This is a genomic window from Aeromonas sp. 604282 (assembly GCF_049170575.1).
GTDB classification, from domain to species: domain Bacteria; phylum Pseudomonadota; class Gammaproteobacteria; order Enterobacterales; family Aeromonadaceae; genus Aeromonas; species Aeromonas veronii_A.
In genome coordinates, this window is sequence record NZ_JAAKMV010000010.1 from 83,926 (window position 1) to 100,906 (window position 16,981).

Below are 16,981 nucleotides of genomic sequence, written 5' to 3' on the forward strand. Positions count from 1 at the left end.
TGGCCTGAATTCTACCAGCGCGGCACCGGACTGTCAGTGAATGACGCCGTCTGACTCATCAAACACCAGCTCTTCCATCTGCTGGTAGGCATTTTCACTGCCCGGTACGTTGAACAGCACCATCATGACGACCCACTTCAGGTCATCCAGCTCGATATCCGGCTTGTCCAACTCGAGCAGACGCTCGATACAGATCTCGCGGGTTTCGGCATTCAGTACCTGGGCCTGTTCCAGAAAGAGCAGGAACCCGCGGCACTCGGTGCTGAGGCGTGCCAGCTCTTGCGGGGCATAGATACGCATCGAGCCTTGCGCGCTGGCGGCCACATAGACCTCCCGCTCGCTATCATGCAGATTGGCCAGTCGCTCCAACCAGTCGAGCGCCTTGTCGATCTCCTCCTTGTCAAAACCGGCTCGGCTCAACTCTTCGGTGAGTTCATTCTGCTCGACCATCACATCTGCATCGCTGTGGATGTAGGTCTCGAAAAGGTACATCAATACATCAAACATGATTCGCCCTCCTCGCTCTGACGTATCCACCGGCTACCGCCATCACTGCACCGACCAACTCCAGCTCTACCAACCTGCCCAATACCACTTCGACAGGAAGCTGGGTCCGCTCGGCAACGGTATCCACGCTCGTGGTCTCGTAATCTACGTTATCCAACAAATCAGCATAAGGCAATTCGCTATTATGCTGTTGCTCAGATGGTATGGCCGACGGATCTAGCCGTGCCCCCCACTCCGGCAGCTCTTCCACTATATCGGCCACACTCAGCACAAGTTTGGCCCCCTGCTGAATTAATCTGTTGCATCCTATCGCTTGGCCATTTTGCGGGGCGCCGGGTACCGCAAACACTTCGCGCCCCTGCTCCAGTGCATAGCGAGCGGTGATCAGCGAACCACTCTGCTCGGTCGCCTCCACCACCAGAGTTCCCAACGACAGACCACTGATAATACGGTTGCGACGAGGAAAATGTTCAGCCAGCGGCCCTTTATCCGGCGCCAGTTCGGAGATAAGCAAACCACCTTTCTCCAGAATCTGACCTGCCAGTCCCTGATGGCGTTTGGGGTAGAGGCAATCCAGCCCGGAGCCCAACACGGCAAGGGTGATACCACCACAAGCCAGCGTCTGCTGATGGCAAACACCATCGATACCGAGCGCAAGGCCCGAGGTGATGGCGAACCCGCATCTAACCAGTTCGCTACAGAGACGGGACGCGTTATCTTTGCCTGCATAGGTGGGATGACGTGTCCCCACCATCGCCAGCTGGGGTAGCGACAGCGCTTCAAGATCGCCACGGCAGTAGAGCAACAGGGGGGCCGCGGGAATTTCACGCAACAAGGGCGGATAAAGAGGGTGATCTTGCGGAATAAGGAGATTGCCAGGTAACGCGGCCCAAGCCAGACTCTGCTCAACAATCGGCGAGGGCCAGCGCAGTTGCCTGATCTGCTCTGACGACAGCCCCATACCGTGCAGCTGTGTTTCATCGCTCTGAAACAGGGCATCAATCGAACCGCCGATCTGCTCCAGCAGCCGAGCGGCGGTCACCGGACCGATGCCGATGACCGCATTGAGGGTTAGCCAGAGAGCTAGACGCCCGTCGGGGTAGTTCACGTCAGAAGTGAGTGACCTGATAACCCGAGCTCACCATGTCCTTGCTTTGCATGATGAGGCCATAACTCAGCTTGTCATACACCTTGAACAACATAACCCTGGCAATCGCTTCTGAAGGGAGTGACTCCTTCTGGTTACCGCTGTAGAACACCTTGTCGTAGACAGAGGAAAGCTCCTTGTATTGCACTGCACCATTCTTGGTAACCAGAGCAGCACCGGGTCGTCTGACATCCAATACATCCCCGGCGACTAGCTGATCGCGGCCACCCCGGTTGATCAGCACCACATCAAACTTGCCACCGCCCCGGGTCTTGTTCGGCAAATCGATGATATAGCCCGGCGTGATGGCAGGTGCCGCTTTCGGTGTGAAGACGGCGGGCATGTTCTCTTGAGCCGGCAGCGGCATCACCTTGTCGCCCTGCAGCACTTCGCGCTGGTTATGAGTGAGGGTAACTTCAGTCCGATCGCCATCAAGACGCGCCACGGCCCGCACCACACCGGCAAAGATCGCCTCCTGGCCCAGCAGTTCACCGGTTTCGCGATCCTTGTAGACCACTCCGGGGTGATAAATGCCATAAACCTGCCCCGGCGTCAGGGAGCCCTGCACATAGAGGGTGTCCCCCTCCAGCATGCCGATATGTTTCTGATCCGACCCCAGCAGATAGGGCAAGGTTTTCTGCTGCTGGCTGTCAGCCAGAATATGGTCGGTTTGCAGGAAGGGGCCGATCTCGCTGATAGGCAGGGTCGGAATGGGGTTGGCCTTGTTCTCGTAACGGGTTTTCGGGCCGAGACGGATGACTTGCTTGCCACCCTGCATCGCCTTGCCGAGCCGGGGTTCACCATTGACCCAGCTCAGATGCAGTACATCACCGGGGTAGATCCAGTGAGGATTGGCAATCTGTGGATTGATGTTCCAGAGACGGGGCCAGAGCCAGGGCTCAGAGAGATATTTGCCGGAGATATCCCACAGGGTGTCACCTTTTTGCACTACATAGCTTTCGGGATAACCCGCTTTCAACCTCAGCTGATCGGCCAGAGCGGCTTGGCTCATAGTCACCATCAGGCAGGTGAGGATGGTTTGCTTCAGATACATAACACTCCCTGTTACCTCTGCACGCAAAGTGTTGCTGTTTTTTGTTGGCGTAAATGACTAGAATTACGCCAATATTGACTGCATTTATACGAAACTAAAGAAAAAACTATGGCCATTCTAGATGTATTGCGTTTCCCCGATGAGCGTCTGCGTACCGTCGCAGCCCCTGTCGAGACCTTTACACCCGAGTTACAACAAATTGTAGATGATATGTTCGAAACCATGTATGCGGAGGAGGGCATTGGCCTGGCCGCAACGCAGGTGGATATTCATCAACGCATCATAGTGATCGATGTCTCTGAAAACCGTGAAGATCCTCTGGTATTGATCAATCCGGAAGTGATCTCCCAGTGTGGCAGCACCGGCATTGAAGAGGGTTGCCTCTCCGTGCCCGGCAGCCGTGCTCTGGTACCGCGTGCCGAGCAGATCAAGATCCGCGCACTGGATCGCCACGGCAAGCCGTTCGAGCTGGAAGCCGACGATCTGCTCGCCATCTGCATCCAGCATGAGATGGATCATCTGGTCGGCAAGTTGTTTGTGGATTACCTGTCCCCGCTCAAGCGCCAGCGCATTCGCCAGAAGCTGGAAAAGATGGCCCGCGAAGATCGCAAAGTCCTCTGAGGATCTGCTCCATTGAATAAGCTGAAACTGATTTTTGCCGGTACTCCCGACTTCGCCGCCCGTCATCTGGCGGCGTTGTTGTCTTCCGACCATGAGGTCGTTGCCGTTTATACCCAGCCGGACAAGCCCGCTGGCCGTGGTCAGAAGCTCACTGCCAGTCCGGTAAAAGAGCTGGCACTGGCCCACAATCTACCGGTCTATCAACCGGCAACCCTGCGCAAGGAAGAGGCGCAAGCCGAACTGGCCGCCCTTGGTGCAGACCTGATGGTCGTGGTGGCCTATGGCCTGATCCTGCCCAAGGCTGTACTCGATACCCCGCGTCTGGGCTGCATCAACGTCCATGGCTCCCTGCTGCCGCGCTGGCGTGGCGCGGCACCGATCCAGCGCTCCATTTGGGCGGGCGATAGCGAAACCGGCGTCACCATCATGCAGATGGATGTGGGGCTGGATACCGGCGCCATGATCCGCAAGGTTAGCTGCCCCATCGCCGCCGACGAGACCTCCGCCAGCCTCTATGACAAGCTGGCCAAGCTGGGTCCGCAGGCTCTGGTCGACACCATCGATGCCATGGCTGCCGGTGAAACCGCTGCCGAGGCGCAAGATGATGCGCTGGCCAACTACGCCGAAAAGCTCTCCAAGGAAGAGGCCCGCATCGACTGGTCGATGGATGCTGTTGCCATCGAGCGCTGCATCCGCTCGTTCAACCCCTGGCCCATCAGCTGGTTTGAAGTGGCTGACCAGACCGTCAAAGTATGGCAAGCCGCCGTCATTGACAGCGACCACGGCCAACCCGCCGGCACCCTGCTCAAGGCCGACAAGCAGGGGATCGATATCGCTACCGGCAAAGGGGTACTGCGCCTGCTGACCCTGCAACCGCCCGGCAAGAAGGCGATGTCCGTTTCGGATCTGCTCAACTCTCGCCGCGACTGGTTTGAACCCGGCACGCAATTGAATTGAACTGGATTGAATTGACACAAGCGGGGCTCAGGCCCCGACTTGCGCATCTAAGGTAACTCTATGAAAACACGTGCACAGGCCGCTCTCGTTATTCAACAGGTGCTGGATCAGGGCCAATCCCTCTCCGCTGTTCTGCCTGCTGCCCAGGAGAAGGTCGCGCCTCGCGATCGCGCTCTCCTGCAAGAACTCTGCTACGGCACCCTGCGCTGGCTGCCCCGCCTCGATGCGGCAGTTAACGAGATGATGGACAAGCCGCTCAAGAACAAGAGCCGCATTTTCCACTACCTCATTCTGGTCGGTCTCTATCAGCTCATCTACACCCGCATTCCGGCTCACGCCGCGGTGGCCGAGACCGTCAACGCCGTCAAACTGCTCAAGGGCACCTCCCTGCGTGGCCTCATCAACGGCGTGCTGCGCAACTTCCAGCGCAGCGCCGAAGTCATTCTGCTGCGTATCGACCGCGTTCCCAGCATTCGCCTCGGTCATCCGGAGTGGCTCACCAAGCGCCTGCGTCAGGCCTATCACGATGAGTGGGAATTCATCATGGAGGCGAACAACCAGCGCCCCCCCATGTGGATCCGCAACAACAGCCAGCGCCAGAGCCGCGATGCCATGCTGGCTCGCATGGCCGAAGCCGGCATCAATGCCGTGGCCGGTGAAGAGGGTGAGGATTGCATACTGCTGGAGCGTCCTTGTGATGTGACCAAGCTGCCCGGCTTCGAAGTGGGTGACTGCTCGGTACAGGATGGTGCAGCACAACAGGCTGCCGCCCTGCTCGACCCGCAACCGGGCGAGTGGGTGCTGGATGCCTGCGCAGCCCCCGGCGGCAAGACTGCCCACCTGCTGGAGCGTCAGCCCAGGCTGGCTGGCGTGGTTGCCGTCGATGCCGACGAAAACCGCCTCAAGCGAGTGCAGGAGAACCTGGACCGCATCGGCCTGACGGCCAAGGTGATCCATGGCGATGCTGCGGCGCCGGAACAGTGGTGGCCGGAGGGTCAGTTTGACCGCATCCTGCTGGATGCCCCCTGCTCCGCCACCGGCGTCATTCGTCGCCACCCAGACATCAAGTGGCTGCGCCGGGATCAGGACATTCGCGAGCTGGCCGAGCTGCAACGCCGTATTCTGAGCGCCCTCTGGGGCAAGCTGAAGAGCGGCGGCACCCTGCTCTACGCCACCTGCTCCGTATTGCCGGAAGAGAACCGCGAACAGATCCGCACCTTCCTTGCCGCGACCAAAGATGCCAAATTGGTACCGTTGCACGAACAGGATACCCCGGACTGCCCGGGTCGCCAGTTCCTGCCGGGTGAAGCCGAGATGGATGGCTTCTACTACGCCAAACTGGTCAAGCTCTGAGCCGGGCATGACCAACCTCATTCGGGAGAGCCGCCAGATCCGTTCTGGCGCCCCCCTTTACAGCATCAACGTGAGTAAACGTTCCCTATGAAGATCATCATTTTGGGAGCCGGCCAGGTCGGCGGCACCCTGGCCGAGAACCTGGCCGGGGAGAACAACGACATCACCATCGTCGACACCGACAGCGAACGCCTGCGCGAACTGCAGGACAAGTTTGACCTGCGGGTGGTCAACGGTCATGGCGCCCACCCCAAGGTGCTGCGCGAAGCGGGGGCTCAGGATGCAGACATGCTGGTCGCCGTCACCAACAGTGACGAGACCAACATGATCGCCTGTCAGGTGGCCTACTCCCTGTTCAACACCCCGAACAAGGTCGCGCGGATCCGCTCGCCGGCCTATCTGACCGAGCGGGATCGCCTGTTCCTGCCAGAATCGGTGCCGGTGGATCACCTGATCGCGCCGGAGCAGCTGGTGACCGACTATGTGCGTCGCCTGATCGAATACCCGGGAGCTCTGCAAGTGGTTGATTTTGCAGGTGGCCGCGTCGGTCTGGTGGCGGTCAAGGCCTACTACGGTGGCCCGCTGGTGGGCAATGCTCTCTCCACCCTGCGCGAACACATGCCGAACATCGAGACCCGGGTAGCGGCCATCTTCCGTCAGGGCCGCCCGATCCGTCCGCAAGGCACCACCATCATCGAAGCGGATGACGAGGTCTTCTTCGTCGCCGCCGCGGGCCATATCCGTGCCGTGATGTCTGAACTGCAGCGCCTCGAGAGCCCCTACCGCCGCATCATGATCGTCGGTGGCGGCAACATTGGCGCAGGCCTCGCCCGTCAGCTGGAGAAGCGTTACAGCGTCAAGCTTATCGAGCGCAACCAGAAGCGGGCGGAGCAGCTCTCCGAACTGCTGGAGAACACCATCGTCTTCTGCGGCGATGCGGCGGATCAGGAGCTGCTGGCCGAGGAACACATCGACCAGATCGATGTCTTCATCGCCGTGACCAACGAGGACGAGGCCAACATCATGTCGGCGCTGCTCGCCAAGAAGATGGGCGCCAAGAAGACCATGGTGCTGATCCAGCGCGGCGCCTACGTGGATCTGGTGCAGGGTGGCTCTATCGATATCGCCATCTCGCCGCAGCAGGCCACCATCTCGGCCCTGCTTACCCACGTACGCCGGGCAGATATCGCCAACGTCTACAGCTTGCGCCGCGGTGCTGCCGAGGCGATCGAGGCGATTGCCCACGGTGACGAGAACACCTCCAAGGTGGTCGGCAAGACGGTAGGCGAGCTCAAGCTGCCGCCGGGCACTACTATCGGTGCCGTGGTGCGCGGGGATGAAGTGCTGATCGCCCACGATCGCACCAAGATCCAGCAGGATGACCACGTGGTCATGTTCCTGGTGGACAAGAAGTACATCCCGGAAGTGGAGCGGCTGTTCCAGCCCAGCCCCTTCTTCCTGTAACGTCTTCATGCGCACAGGCTGTCAAATCAGACCCGGCTCAGCTCCCCCAAGGGGATGGTCCGGGTCTTTTGTTAATCAACGACCAGGTTATCGAACATGATCAAGCTGCGTCCCATTATCTTCACCCTCGGGCTGGTGCTTTCCAAGCTGGCGCTCTTCATGTGGCTACCCACCTTGCTGGCACTGCTCACCGGGTCAGAGGGATTTGTCGAGTTTCTCAAGTCCGTGCTGATCACCCACGGCGCCGCCCTGCTCTGCCTCCACTACGGTCGTAAGGCGGAGTTTCATCTGGGGGTGCGGGAGATGTTCCTGCTCACCACCTCGGTCTGGGTGGTTGCCTGCGCCTTCGGCGCCCTGCCGTTTGTTTTCATCACCCACATCAACTTCACCGACGCCTACTTCGAGACTATGTCGGGGGTGACCACCACAGGCTCTACCGTGCTCTCCGGCCTCGACAACATGGCCCACAGCATCCTGTTGTGGCGTTCCATCCTGCAGTGGCTGGGCGGAGTCGGCTTTATCGTGATGGCGGTTGCCGTGCTGCCCTACCTCAACGTCGGCGGCATGAAGCTGTTCCAGACCGAGAGCTCGGACTGGTCGGATAAAAGTGCGCCACGGGCCAAGACGGTCGCCAACAACATAGTCGTGGTCTATCTGGTGCTCTCCATGCTCTGCTTCATGGCCTACTGGGCCAGCGGCATGAACATGTTCGAGGCGATCAACCACGCCATGACCACCCTCAGTACCGGCGGCTACTCCACCTCCGATCAATCCATGTCCCACTTCTCCAACTCGGCACACTGGATTGGTACCCTGTTCATGTTCCTCGGCGGCCTCCCCTTCCTGCTCTATGTGCAGAGCCTCAACCACCGGGACTACAGCCTGCTCAAGGATGCCCAAGTGCGCGGCTTCTTCTGGCTGGTTGTGTGGGTCACCGTCATCATGACCTTCTATCTGTGGGAGAGAGATCTGTTCGGCTTCTGGGATGCCTTGCGCATCAGCTGCTTCAACATCGTCTCGGTGCTCACCACCACCGGCTACGGCCTTGGTGACTTCGGCACTTGGGGGCCACTGGCCAGCATCCTCTTCATCGTGCTGCTGGCTCTTGGGGCCTGCTCCGGCTCCACTGCGGGCGGCCTCAAGATCTTCCGGGTACAGGTGGCCTTTGCCCTGTTCAAGAAGCAGATGCGCCAACTGATGCACCCTTCCGGCGTATTTCCCCAGAAGTACAACGGCCGGACGGTCAATGATGCAATCATCCGCTCGATGATCTCCTTCGTGCTGGCCTACTTCGCCATCATTCTGGTGATAGCTGCACTGTTGGGCGCCATCGGGCTCGATCCCCTGACGGCCATCTCCAGCTCCATCACCGCCGTTGCCAACGTCGGCCCGGGCATGGGCCCGGTGGTCGGCCCCAGCACCAACTTTGCCAGCCTGCCGGAATCGGCCAAATGGCTGCTGTCGTTCGGTATGTTGCTGGGACGACTGGAGATCCTGACGGTCGCCGTGCTCTTCTTCCCCTCCTTCTGGCGCCAGTAATTCCTCACTGCAAGCCAGCAAAAAGCCGCAGCGTTCATCCGCTGCGGCTTTTTTATCTCCCCCATCCCCACGACTTTCGTTCGCCGCTTATCTGCCCACTCATCATCGATTGCTGATGGCCTGAACGAGCTCATCAGGATGGCCAGAGTGGATCACAAGCATAAAAAAACGGGCCCAAACCAGAAGTTTGGGCCCGTTTATCAGTGAACCGTCAGCGGCCGCAAGAGCTGCCGAGACTCAGCACATGGGATTAACCGCGGCCAGAGCGCTTGCGATCCAGCTCGGTCAGCAATTTCTTGCGGATACGGATGTTCTTCGGAGTGACTTCTACCAGTTCGTCGTTGTCGATGAACTCGAGAGCCTGTTCCAGAGTCATGCGGATTGGCGGAGTCAGCACTTGAGCTTCGTCGGTACCGGAGGCACGCATGTTGGTCAGCTGTTTGCCCTTCAGGCAGTTAACAGTCAGGTCGTTGGAACGGGAGTGAATACCGATCACCTGGCCTTCGTACACTTCGGTTGCGTGACCGATGAACAGACGACCGCGGTCTTGCAGACCGAACAGGGCGTAGGTCAGGGCCTTACCGGTTGCGTTGGAGATCAGCACGCCGTTCTGACGCTCGCCGATGCTGCCACCCTTGTGCGGACCGTAATGGTCGAAGGTGTGGTAGAGCAGACCGGTACCGGAGGTCATGGTCATGAACTCGGTCTGGAAGCCGATCAGGCCACGGCTCGGGATCATGAAGTCCAGGCGGACACGACCCTTGCCATCCGGGGTCATGTTGGTCATTTCGCCTTTACGCAGACCCAGTTGCTCCATCACGGAACCCTGGTGCGCTTCTTCAACGTCCACAGTTACGGTTTCGAACGGTTCTTGCAGAACACCATCAACGGTACGCAGGATTACTTCCGGACGAGACACAGCCAGTTCGTAACCTTCGCGACGCATGTTTTCGATCAGGATGGATAGGTGCAGTTCACCACGACCGGATACACGGAACTTGTCCGGATCATCAGTCTCTTCCACGCGCAGGGCCACGTTGTGGACCAGCTCCTGGTTCAGACGCTCCAGAATGTTGCGGGAGGTCACGAACTTGCCCTCTTTACCGGCGAACGGTGAAGTGTTGACCTGGAAGGTCATGTTCACGGTCGGCTCGTCAACGGAGAGCGGCGGCAGGGCTTCAACGGCACCGTTGTCACAGATGGTGTCGGAGATTTTCAGCTCGCCCAGACCGGTGATAGCGATGATGTCACCCGCTTGCGCGTCGGCAACTTCAGTACGGGACAGACCCAGGTAACCCAGCACCTGACCGACTTTACCATTACGGGTCTTGCCGTCAGCACCAACGATGGTGACTTGCTGGTTGGTCTTGACGCGACCACGAGTGATGCGGCCGATACCGATAACGCCCACGTAGGAGTTGTAGTCCAGCTGGGAGATCTGCATCTGGAAACCACCTTCGGCATCAGCCTTCGGCGCTTCAACGTTGTCAACGATGGCCTGGAACAGCGGCTCCATGTTTTCGGACTCGACGTCCTGATCCATGGTGGCCCAACCGTTCAGTGCAGAGGCGTAAACAACTTTGAAATCCAGCTGTTCGTCAGTCGCGCCCAGGTTGTCGAACAGGTCGAATACCTGATCCATTACCCAGTCAGGACGAGCACCCGGACGGTCAACCTTGTTGATGACCACGATCGGCTTCAGACCCTGAGCGAACGCTTTCTGGGTCACGAAACGGGTTTGCGGCATCGGGCCGTCTACGGCGTCAACCAGCAGCAGCACGGAGTCAACCATGGACAGTACGCGCTCTACTTCACCACCGAAGTCGGCGTGACCCGGGGTATCAACGATGTTGATGCGGTAGTCATTCCAGCGGATCGCAGTGTTCTTGGCGAGAATGGTGATGCCACGTTCCCGTTCCAGATCATTGGAGTCCATGATCCGTTCCTGGCCTTCCGTGGAGCGGTCCAGGGTGCCGGACTGCTGCAGCAGCTTATCAACCAGAGTCGTTTTGCCGTGGTCAACGTGCGCAATAATCGCAATATTGCGTAAATTCTCTAACATTCTCGCCTCAATCACCGGGTAAAATTGGGCGCTAATTGTACTCTTGCCTTTGTGATCTGCCTAGCAGAATTGCAGTACATTCGCGCATAACAACAGATCTGGATCATAGACCTCTCTGACAAACCCTGCTTAGATGGGCGGTGACCGTATTTCGAGCACCATTACAGTGCACCAAAACGATCCACCATTGCACTAAATTGATGCAACGCGAGTCGAGATCGCCTGATTTTGGGGAGCCTCTTCAGCGAGATTGCCCTGAAATCAAGCTGTCACAAACTTGGCACGATACTGGCTTATGTGAATACGACGACGCATTCACCCAGAGAGTTTTAACACCGGAGGTTACTTAGCATGTCAGCCCAGAACGTTTTGGCCCTGATCCAGGAACACGAAGTCAAGTTTGTTGATCTGCGCTTTACCGACACCAAGGGTAAAGAGCAGCACGTATCCATCCCTGCTCACCAGGTTGATGAAGATTTCTTCGAAGACGGCAAGATGTTCGATGGCTCCTCCATCGGCGGCTGGAAGGGCATCAACGAATCCGACATGGTACTGATGCCGGACGCAGCCTCCGCCAAGCTGGACCCGTTCACCGAAGAGACCACCCTGAACATCGTTTGTGACGTGCTGGAGCCTGCCACCATGCAGGGCTACGACCGCGATCCGCGCTCCATCGCCAAGCGTGCAGAAGATTTCCTGAAGTCCAGCGGCATCGCTGACACCGTGCTGTTCGGGCCGGAGCCGGAATTCTTCATGTTCGACAACATCACCTTCTCCAACACCATGGGCCACAGCTTCGTGAAAATCGAATCTGAAGAAGCCGCATGGAACTCCGGCACTGCCTATGAGCATGGCAACAAGGGTCACCGTCCGTTCGTGAAAGGCGGTTACTTCCCGGTTGCGCCGGTCGACTCTTCCCAGGATATCCGCGCCGCCATGTGTCTGGTGCTGGAAGAGATGGGCCAGGTCGTTGAAGCTCACCACCACGAAGTGGCCACTGCCGGTCAGAACGAGATCGCTACCCGCTTCAATACTCTCACGCTGAAGGCGGACGAAGTACAGGTGCTGAAGTACGTGATCCACAACGTGGCTCACGCCTACAACAAGACTGTCACCTTCATGCCGAAACCCATGTTCGGTGACAACGGCTCCGGCATGCACTGCCACCAGTCTCTGGCCAAGAACGGCGTCAACCTGTTCGCTGGTGACCTGTACGGCGGTCTGTCCGAGATGGCGCTGCACTACATCGGCGGTATCATCAAGCACGCCAAGGCCATCAACGCCTTCGCCAACCCGACCACCAACTCTTACAAGCGTCTGGTTCCGGGTTATGAAGCACCGGTCATGCTGGCTTACTCTGCCCGCAACCGCTCTGCCTCCATCCGTATCCCGGTGGTACCGAGCCCGAAAGCCCGTCGTATCGAAGTACGCTTCCCGGATCCGGCTGCCAACCCGTACCTGGCCTTCGCGGCCCAGCTGATGGCCGGTCTGGACGGTATCATCAACAAGATCCATCCGGGCGATGCCATGGACAAGAACTTGTACGACCTGCCGCCGGAAGAAGCCGCAGAAGTGCCGACCGTTGCCGGTTCTCTGGACGAAGCCCTGGCCGCACTGGATGCTGACCGCGAGTTCCTGACCCGTGGCGGCGTGTTCAGCGATGACTTCATCAACTCCTATCTGGAACTGAAACAGCAGGATGTTGACCGCGTGCGCATGACCCCGCACCCGCTGGAGTTCGAACTGTACTACTCCGTCTAAATCGCAGCAGACAGCCCATTTAGATTGGGTCAGCTTGCCGAATCGTGACAAAACCCGCCAGATGGCGGGTTTTTTCTCTGATAGGATTAAGCAAAATACCGTCAAGGAGAGACGAATGAACAAGATACATGGCATAGGAGCAATTACCCTCCTGTTACTGACCTCCTTCAGTACTCATGCGGCCAAGGTCTACTCTTGGGTCGATGGCAATGGCATTACCCACTACACGGATGCCCCTCCTCCCGGCAAAAACGTAAAGGAGGTGGATCTGCGGGCTGCCCCCCTGCTGGGTAGCGCCCCCAGCTCGGTGCAGGTGGATAACTTCAACAGCCTGACTGGCGCAGACGCCAAGAAGGAGCAGGAGGCGGCCAAACTGGTGATCGAGCTGCTCTCCCCTGAACAGGGCAGCACCCTGCGCGACAACACTGGCAATATCGTCTTTCAGGGTCAAATCAGCCCCAAACCGCCAACCCAGTATGATGTGCGCCTGACTCTGGATGGCAAGGCAGCCCCCATCGTTAGCAACAGCCTCTCTATCCGGGTCGAAAATGTCGATCGCGGTGCCCACGAAGCTCAGCTAGAACTGCTCGCCAAAGACGGTACGATCCTTGCTAAATCCACTCCAGTCACCTTTTACCTGCATAGAGCGACCGTGACGCCGGCACCCAAACCCACCCCCAAAGCCAACCAGGGGTGATATAGCGCACCGATGCGGGTAAACTCCATGCACCATATGGGTGCATAATTGGTGTGTAGCACCGTTTTAGGGAGAAACCTGTGCCAACCCGCTCGGACAACGCCAAAACACTCTTGGATAATTTGCTGACCGCCGTGATCCTGATGGATGAGCGGCTCTGCATCCAGTTCGTCAACCCGGCGGCTGAACAGCTGCTCTCCCTCAGCGAACGCCGACTGATCGGCATCGAACTGCCCCATCTGCTGGAACATATCTCCCTCGACCTGCAAAGACTGAAACAGTGCCTCGTTTCAGGGCAAGGTTTCACCGACAGCGAAGTGACCCTGGTGGTGGAAGGAGAACCGCGACTGGTGGAGCTGAGCGCCACCCCGATGGCAGACCACGAACAGCGTCTGCTGGTCGTGGAGCTGCGCAAGATCGACCAGCAAAAGAAGATCAGTCAGGAGCAGCAGCAACATGCCCAGCAGCTGGCGGCCAAGGAGCTGGTGCGCGGGCTGGCCCACGAAATCAAGAATCCCCTCGGCGGCCTGCGCGGCGCGGCCCAGCTGCTGCAAAAAGAGCTGCCGGATCCGGCGCTTCGCGAATATACCGGCATCATCATCGAACAGGCCGATCGGCTGCGGGTACTGGTCGATCGGCTGCTCGGCCCCCAGCGCCCCGGCCGTCACCAGATGCACAATGTCCATTCGGTGCTGGAGCAAGTACGCCGACTGGTGGAGCTCGAACTCCCCCTCTCTGTTCGCATCGAGCGGGATTACGACCCCAGCATCCCCGAATTCGAGATGGAGCCGGATCAGCTACAGCAGGCGTTTCTCAACATAGTGCGCAACGCTGCCGAAGCGCTGGGCGATCAGACCGGGCTTATCCGCATCAAGACCCGCACCGCGTTCCAGATCACCATCCACGGTCAGCGCTACCGGCTAGCGGCGGAGATCAAGATCATCGACAACGGCCCCGGCATTCCCGATGCCATTCGCGATACCCTGTTCTATCCGATGATCACCGGCAAGGAGGGGGGAACCGGGCTCGGCCTCTCCATCGCCCAGAACCTGATCGACCAACACAAGGGGCGGATTGACTGCATCAGCTGGCCGGGCCACACCGAATTCACCATTTTTCTACCGCTTCGCAAGTAAGGGAACCCCATGACCGCCAAAGTGTGGATCGTCGATGACGACAGTTCTATCCGCTGGGTGCTGGAGCGCACTCTCGGCAGCGAAGGCTTCAACTGCGAGAGCTTTGCCGATGGCGAAGCCCTGCTGCACGCCCTTGAGCTGCGCTCGCCCGATGTGATCCTCTCCGATATCCGGATGCCCGGCATCGATGGTTTGAGCCTGCTGGAGCAGATCCACCGCCGTCAGGCCGATCTGCCCATCATCATCATGACCGCCCACTCGGATCTCGACAGCGCGGTCAACGCCTACCAGCGAGGCGCCTTCGAGTACCTGCCCAAACCATTCGACATAGACGAAGCGGTGACCCTGGTGCGCCGCGCCGAGAATCACCTCAAAGAGCAGCGCACCAAACGCAAGTCTCGTCAGCAAGAGGCCACCGCCACCCCGGAGATCATCGGCGAGGCACCGGCGATGCAGGAGGTGTTCCGCGCCATCGGCCGCCTGTCGCGCTCCAGCATCTCGGTGCTGATCAACGGCCAGAGCGGCACCGGCAAGGAGCTGGTCGCCCATGCGCTGCACAAGCACAGCCCGCGCGCCCACAAAAACTTCATCGCCCTCAACATGGCAGCCATCCCCAAAGATCTCATCGAATCCGAGCTGTTCGGTCACGAGAAGGGGGCCTTTACCGGAGCCAATAACATCCGCCACGGCCGCTTCGAGCAAGCCGACGGTGGTACCCTGTTTCTCGACGAGATCGGCGACATGCCGCTGGATGTGCAAACCCGGCTGCTGCGAGTATTGGCCGACGGCCAGTTCTACCGGGTCGGCGGCCACCAGCCAGTGCAGGTGGATGTACGGATCATTGCCGCCACCCACCAGAATCTGGAGAAGCGGGTCGCCGATGGCGAGTTTCGCGAGGATCTGTTTCACCGCCTCAACGTCATTCGCATCCACATCCCCGCTCTCAAGGAGCGCCGTGAGGATATTCCCCAGCTGGCCCGTCACTTCCTGCTGCGCGCCGCCAAGGAGCTGAACGTGGAGGCCAAGAGCCTGCATCCGGATACTCAGGCCTATATCAGCCGCCTGCCCTGGCCGGGTAACGTGCGCCAGCTGGAGAACGTCTGCCGCTGGCTCACCGTGATGGCCTCCGGGCAGGAGGTGCTGGTGAGCGATCTTCCCCCCGAGCTGCTTACCCCCATCACCCACAACGCCGAGCCGGGTCAACCGGCGTTGCCCGGTTGCTGGCAGCAGCAATTGCAGGAGTGGGTGGCCAGCAAGCTGGCGCTGGGAGAGACCGACATCCTGGCCGATGCCATGCCCCAGTTCGAACGGATCATGCTGGAGACAGCGCTGGAACATACCCACGGCCACAAGCAGGAGGCCGCCCGCCTGCTTGGCTGGGGTCGCAACACCCTGACCCGCAAGCTGAAGGAACTCGATCTCTCCTGAGTCCCGGGGAAAACGATTCCCATCACGCCCTGACAAATCACCACCCGCCAGAACCCCGTTTAACCGTAAACGGGGTATCTTTTTTGAAAGCCCCGCCTAGAATGGCAGGCTTTCAAACCCGACTCGAAGAAGGCGCCATCATGATTGACAGATCTCTCCCCCTGACCGACCTGCACCGCCATCTGGACGGCAACATCCGTCCGCAAACCATCCTCGAGCTGGGTCGCCAACACAATATTCAGCTGCCCGCCTTCGAGCTGGAGGCACTGCGCCCTCACGTACAGATCGTCGAGAACGAGCCAAGTCTGGTCGCCTTCCTGAAGAAGCTGGACTGGGGTGTGGCCGTGCTGGCCAACTATGACGCCTGCCGCCGGGTTGCCTACGAAAACGTGGAAGATCTGCTGCGCGCCGGTATCGACTATGCCGAGCTGCGCTTCAGCCCGGCCTATATGGCGATGGCCCACAAGCTGCACCCGCAGGGTGTGGTGGAAGCCATCATCGACGGTGTGGCCGCGGGCAGCCGTGACTTCGGCATCAAGGCCAACCTGATCGGCATCATGAGCCGCACCTTCGGCACCGAGCAGTGCAATCAGGAGCTGGCAGCCTGTCTGGCCCACCGCGACAAGCTGGTCGCCATCGATCTGGCCGGTGACGAGCTGGGCTTCCCGGGGGAACTCTTTGTCGACCACTTCCGCAAGGTGCGCGACGCAGGCATGCGCGTCACCGTACACGCCGGTGAGGCGGCTGGCCCCGAGAGCATGTGGCAGGCCATTCGCGAGCTGGGTGCCGAGCGTATCGGCCACGGTGTCAAAGCGATTCAGGATCCGGCCCTGATGGCCTATCTGGCCGAGCATCGCATCGGCATCGAATCCTGCCTCACCTCCAACGTCCAGACCACCACGGTGGCGAGCCTGACCGAACACCCGATCCGCCAGTTCTTGGCTGCCGGCGTGCTGGCCTGCCTCAACACCGACGACCCGGCGGTGGAAGGGATCGACCTGCCCCACGAATATGAAGTGGCCGCTCCGGCCGCGGGTATGACCACCAGCGAAATCCGCACCGCCCAGCAGAACGGCCTGACCCTGGCCTTCCTGAGCGATAGCGAGAAAGCCGAACTGAGCGCCCGCGCAGCCAGCCGCTGATTAACACCGGCAGTGCAAATAAAAACGGCCCACTTCGGTGGGCCGTTTGCTTTGCAGATTTCTGATGATGTGTCAGCACGAAGCGAGCTGGCAGATAACAAAAGGCCCAAACC

At 59.3% G+C, this 16,981-nt stretch carries 14 protein-coding genes; 10 read left to right on the forward strand and 4 right to left on the reverse strand.

Annotated elements, in window-relative coordinates; genetic code table 11:
* Window positions 1-33: 33 nt before the first annotated feature.
* Genes G5367_RS13195 through G5367_RS13205 form a run of 3 tightly spaced genes read right to left on the reverse strand, consistent with a single transcriptional unit; the run spans window position 34 to window position 2,708 of the window.
* Window positions 34-507, reverse strand: a complete 474-nt coding sequence (locus G5367_RS13195; RefSeq protein WP_005341954.1) for a DUF494 family protein — start codon at window positions 505-507, stop codon at window positions 34-36.
* A complete protein-coding gene (dprA, locus tag G5367_RS13200) occupies window positions 500-1,615 on the reverse strand; it encodes a DNA-processing protein DprA (RefSeq protein WP_421244911.1) in 1,116 nt (371 codons plus the stop codon). The genes G5367_RS13195 and dprA overlap by 8 nt, the downstream gene beginning before the upstream one ends.
* Window position 1,616: 1 nt before the next feature.
* On the reverse strand, window positions 1,617-2,708 hold the full coding sequence (locus G5367_RS13205; protein WP_337073272.1) for a LysM peptidoglycan-binding domain-containing protein: 1,092 nt from the start codon (window positions 2,706-2,708) through the stop codon (window positions 1,617-1,619).
* A gap of 108 nt (window positions 2,709-2,816) precedes the next feature.
* Here G5367_RS13205 and def point away from each other — a divergent pair, with 108 nt between their 5' ends.
* The 5 genes from def to G5367_RS13230 all read left to right on the forward strand — a co-directional run bounded on the left by def (window position 2,817) and on the right by G5367_RS13230 (window position 8,642).
* Window positions 2,817-3,329, forward strand: coding sequence for a peptide deformylase (gene def / locus G5367_RS13210; RefSeq protein ID WP_216979897.1), 513 nt, complete (start codon window positions 2,817-2,819; stop codon window positions 3,327-3,329).
* A gap of 12 nt (window positions 3,330-3,341) precedes the next feature.
* A complete protein-coding gene (fmt, locus tag G5367_RS13215) occupies window positions 3,342-4,286 on the forward strand; it encodes a methionyl-tRNA formyltransferase (RefSeq protein WP_005341962.1) in 945 nt (314 codons plus the stop codon).
* Between the two features lie 60 nt (window positions 4,287-4,346).
* Window positions 4,347-5,639, forward strand: coding sequence for a 16S rRNA (cytosine(967)-C(5))-methyltransferase RsmB (rsmB, locus tag G5367_RS13220; protein WP_201947326.1), 1,293 nt, complete (start codon window positions 4,347-4,349; stop codon window positions 5,637-5,639).
* An 87-nt stretch (window positions 5,640-5,726) separates the two neighbouring features.
* A complete protein-coding gene (gene trkA / locus G5367_RS13225; RefSeq protein WP_005339689.1) occupies window positions 5,727-7,103 on the forward strand; it encodes a Trk system potassium transporter TrkA in 1,377 nt (458 codons plus the stop codon).
* 96 nt (window positions 7,104-7,199) lie between these two features.
* Window positions 7,200-8,642: a TrkH family potassium uptake protein gene (locus G5367_RS13230; RefSeq protein ID WP_216979896.1), complete on the forward strand. Its 1,443-nt coding sequence runs from the start codon at window positions 7,200-7,202 to the stop codon at window positions 8,640-8,642.
* A gap of 250 nt (window positions 8,643-8,892) precedes the next feature.
* On the opposite strand, the gene typA is transcribed toward G5367_RS13230, so the two are convergent.
* On the reverse strand, window positions 8,893-10,704 hold the full coding sequence (gene typA, locus G5367_RS13235) for a translational GTPase TypA (RefSeq protein WP_201981586.1): 1,812 nt from the start codon (window positions 10,702-10,704) through the stop codon (window positions 8,893-8,895).
* Window positions 10,705-11,055: 351 nt separating this feature from the next.
* Here typA and glnA point away from each other — a divergent pair, with 351 nt between their 5' ends.
* The 5 genes from glnA (at window position 11,056) to add (ending at window position 16,868) form a co-directional block, all read left to right on the forward strand.
* Window positions 11,056-12,465, forward strand: coding sequence for a glutamate--ammonia ligase (glnA, locus tag G5367_RS13240; RefSeq protein WP_005339672.1), 1,410 nt, complete (start codon window positions 11,056-11,058; stop codon window positions 12,463-12,465).
* A gap of 115 nt (window positions 12,466-12,580) precedes the next feature.
* A complete protein-coding gene (locus tag G5367_RS13245; RefSeq protein ID WP_100647086.1) occupies window positions 12,581-13,162 on the forward strand; it encodes a DUF4124 domain-containing protein in 582 nt (193 codons plus the stop codon).
* A gap of 80 nt (window positions 13,163-13,242) precedes the next feature.
* Window positions 13,243-14,298 carry a nitrogen regulation protein NR(II) gene (gene glnL / locus G5367_RS13250; protein ID WP_005339668.1) on the forward strand — a complete coding sequence of 352 codons (1,056 nt, stop codon included), beginning with the start codon at window positions 13,243-13,245 and terminating at the stop codon, window positions 14,296-14,298.
* A gap of 9 nt (window positions 14,299-14,307) precedes the next feature.
* Complete coding sequence (gene glnG, locus G5367_RS13255; RefSeq protein ID WP_041209491.1) at window positions 14,308-15,726, forward strand: nitrogen regulation protein NR(I); 1,419 nt, start codon at window positions 14,308-14,310, stop codon at window positions 15,724-15,726.
* Window positions 15,727-15,866: 140 nt separating this feature from the next.
* Window positions 15,867-16,868 carry an adenosine deaminase gene (gene add, locus G5367_RS13260; protein ID WP_421244910.1) on the forward strand — a complete coding sequence of 334 codons (1,002 nt, stop codon included), beginning with the start codon at window positions 15,867-15,869 and terminating at the stop codon, window positions 16,866-16,868.
* Window positions 16,869-16,981 lie beyond the last annotated feature (113 nt).

Excerpts from the sequence above, each read along its gene's own strand:
- G5367_RS13195 (WP_005341954.1), bottom strand. The coding sequence starts at position 507 with ATGTTTGATGTATTGATGTACCTTTTCGAGACCTACATCCACAGCGAT.
- G5367_RS13205 (WP_337073272.1), bottom strand. The coding sequence starts at position 2,708 with ATGTATCTGAAGCAAACCATCCTCACCTGCCTGATGGTGACTATGAGC.
- def (WP_216979897.1), top strand. The coding sequence starts at position 2,817 with ATGGCCATTCTAGATGTATTGCGTTTCCCCGATGAGCGTCTGCGTACC.
- rsmB (WP_201947326.1), top strand. The coding sequence starts at position 4,347 with ATGAAAACACGTGCACAGGCCGCTCTCGTTATTCAACAGGTGCTGGAT.
- trkA (WP_005339689.1), top strand. The coding sequence starts at position 5,727 with ATGAAGATCATCATTTTGGGAGCCGGCCAGGTCGGCGGCACCCTGGCC.
- G5367_RS13230 (WP_216979896.1), top strand. The coding sequence starts at position 7,200 with ATGATCAAGCTGCGTCCCATTATCTTCACCCTCGGGCTGGTGCTTTCC.
- typA (WP_201981586.1), bottom strand. The coding sequence starts at position 10,704 with ATGTTAGAGAATTTACGCAATATTGCGATTATTGCGCACGTTGACCAC.
- glnA (WP_005339672.1), top strand. The coding sequence starts at position 11,056 with ATGTCAGCCCAGAACGTTTTGGCCCTGATCCAGGAACACGAAGTCAAG.
- G5367_RS13245 (WP_100647086.1), top strand. The coding sequence starts at position 12,581 with ATGAACAAGATACATGGCATAGGAGCAATTACCCTCCTGTTACTGACC.
- glnG (WP_041209491.1), top strand. The coding sequence starts at position 14,308 with ATGACCGCCAAAGTGTGGATCGTCGATGACGACAGTTCTATCCGCTGG.
- add (WP_421244910.1), top strand. The coding sequence starts at position 15,867 with ATGATTGACAGATCTCTCCCCCTGACCGACCTGCACCGCCATCTGGAC.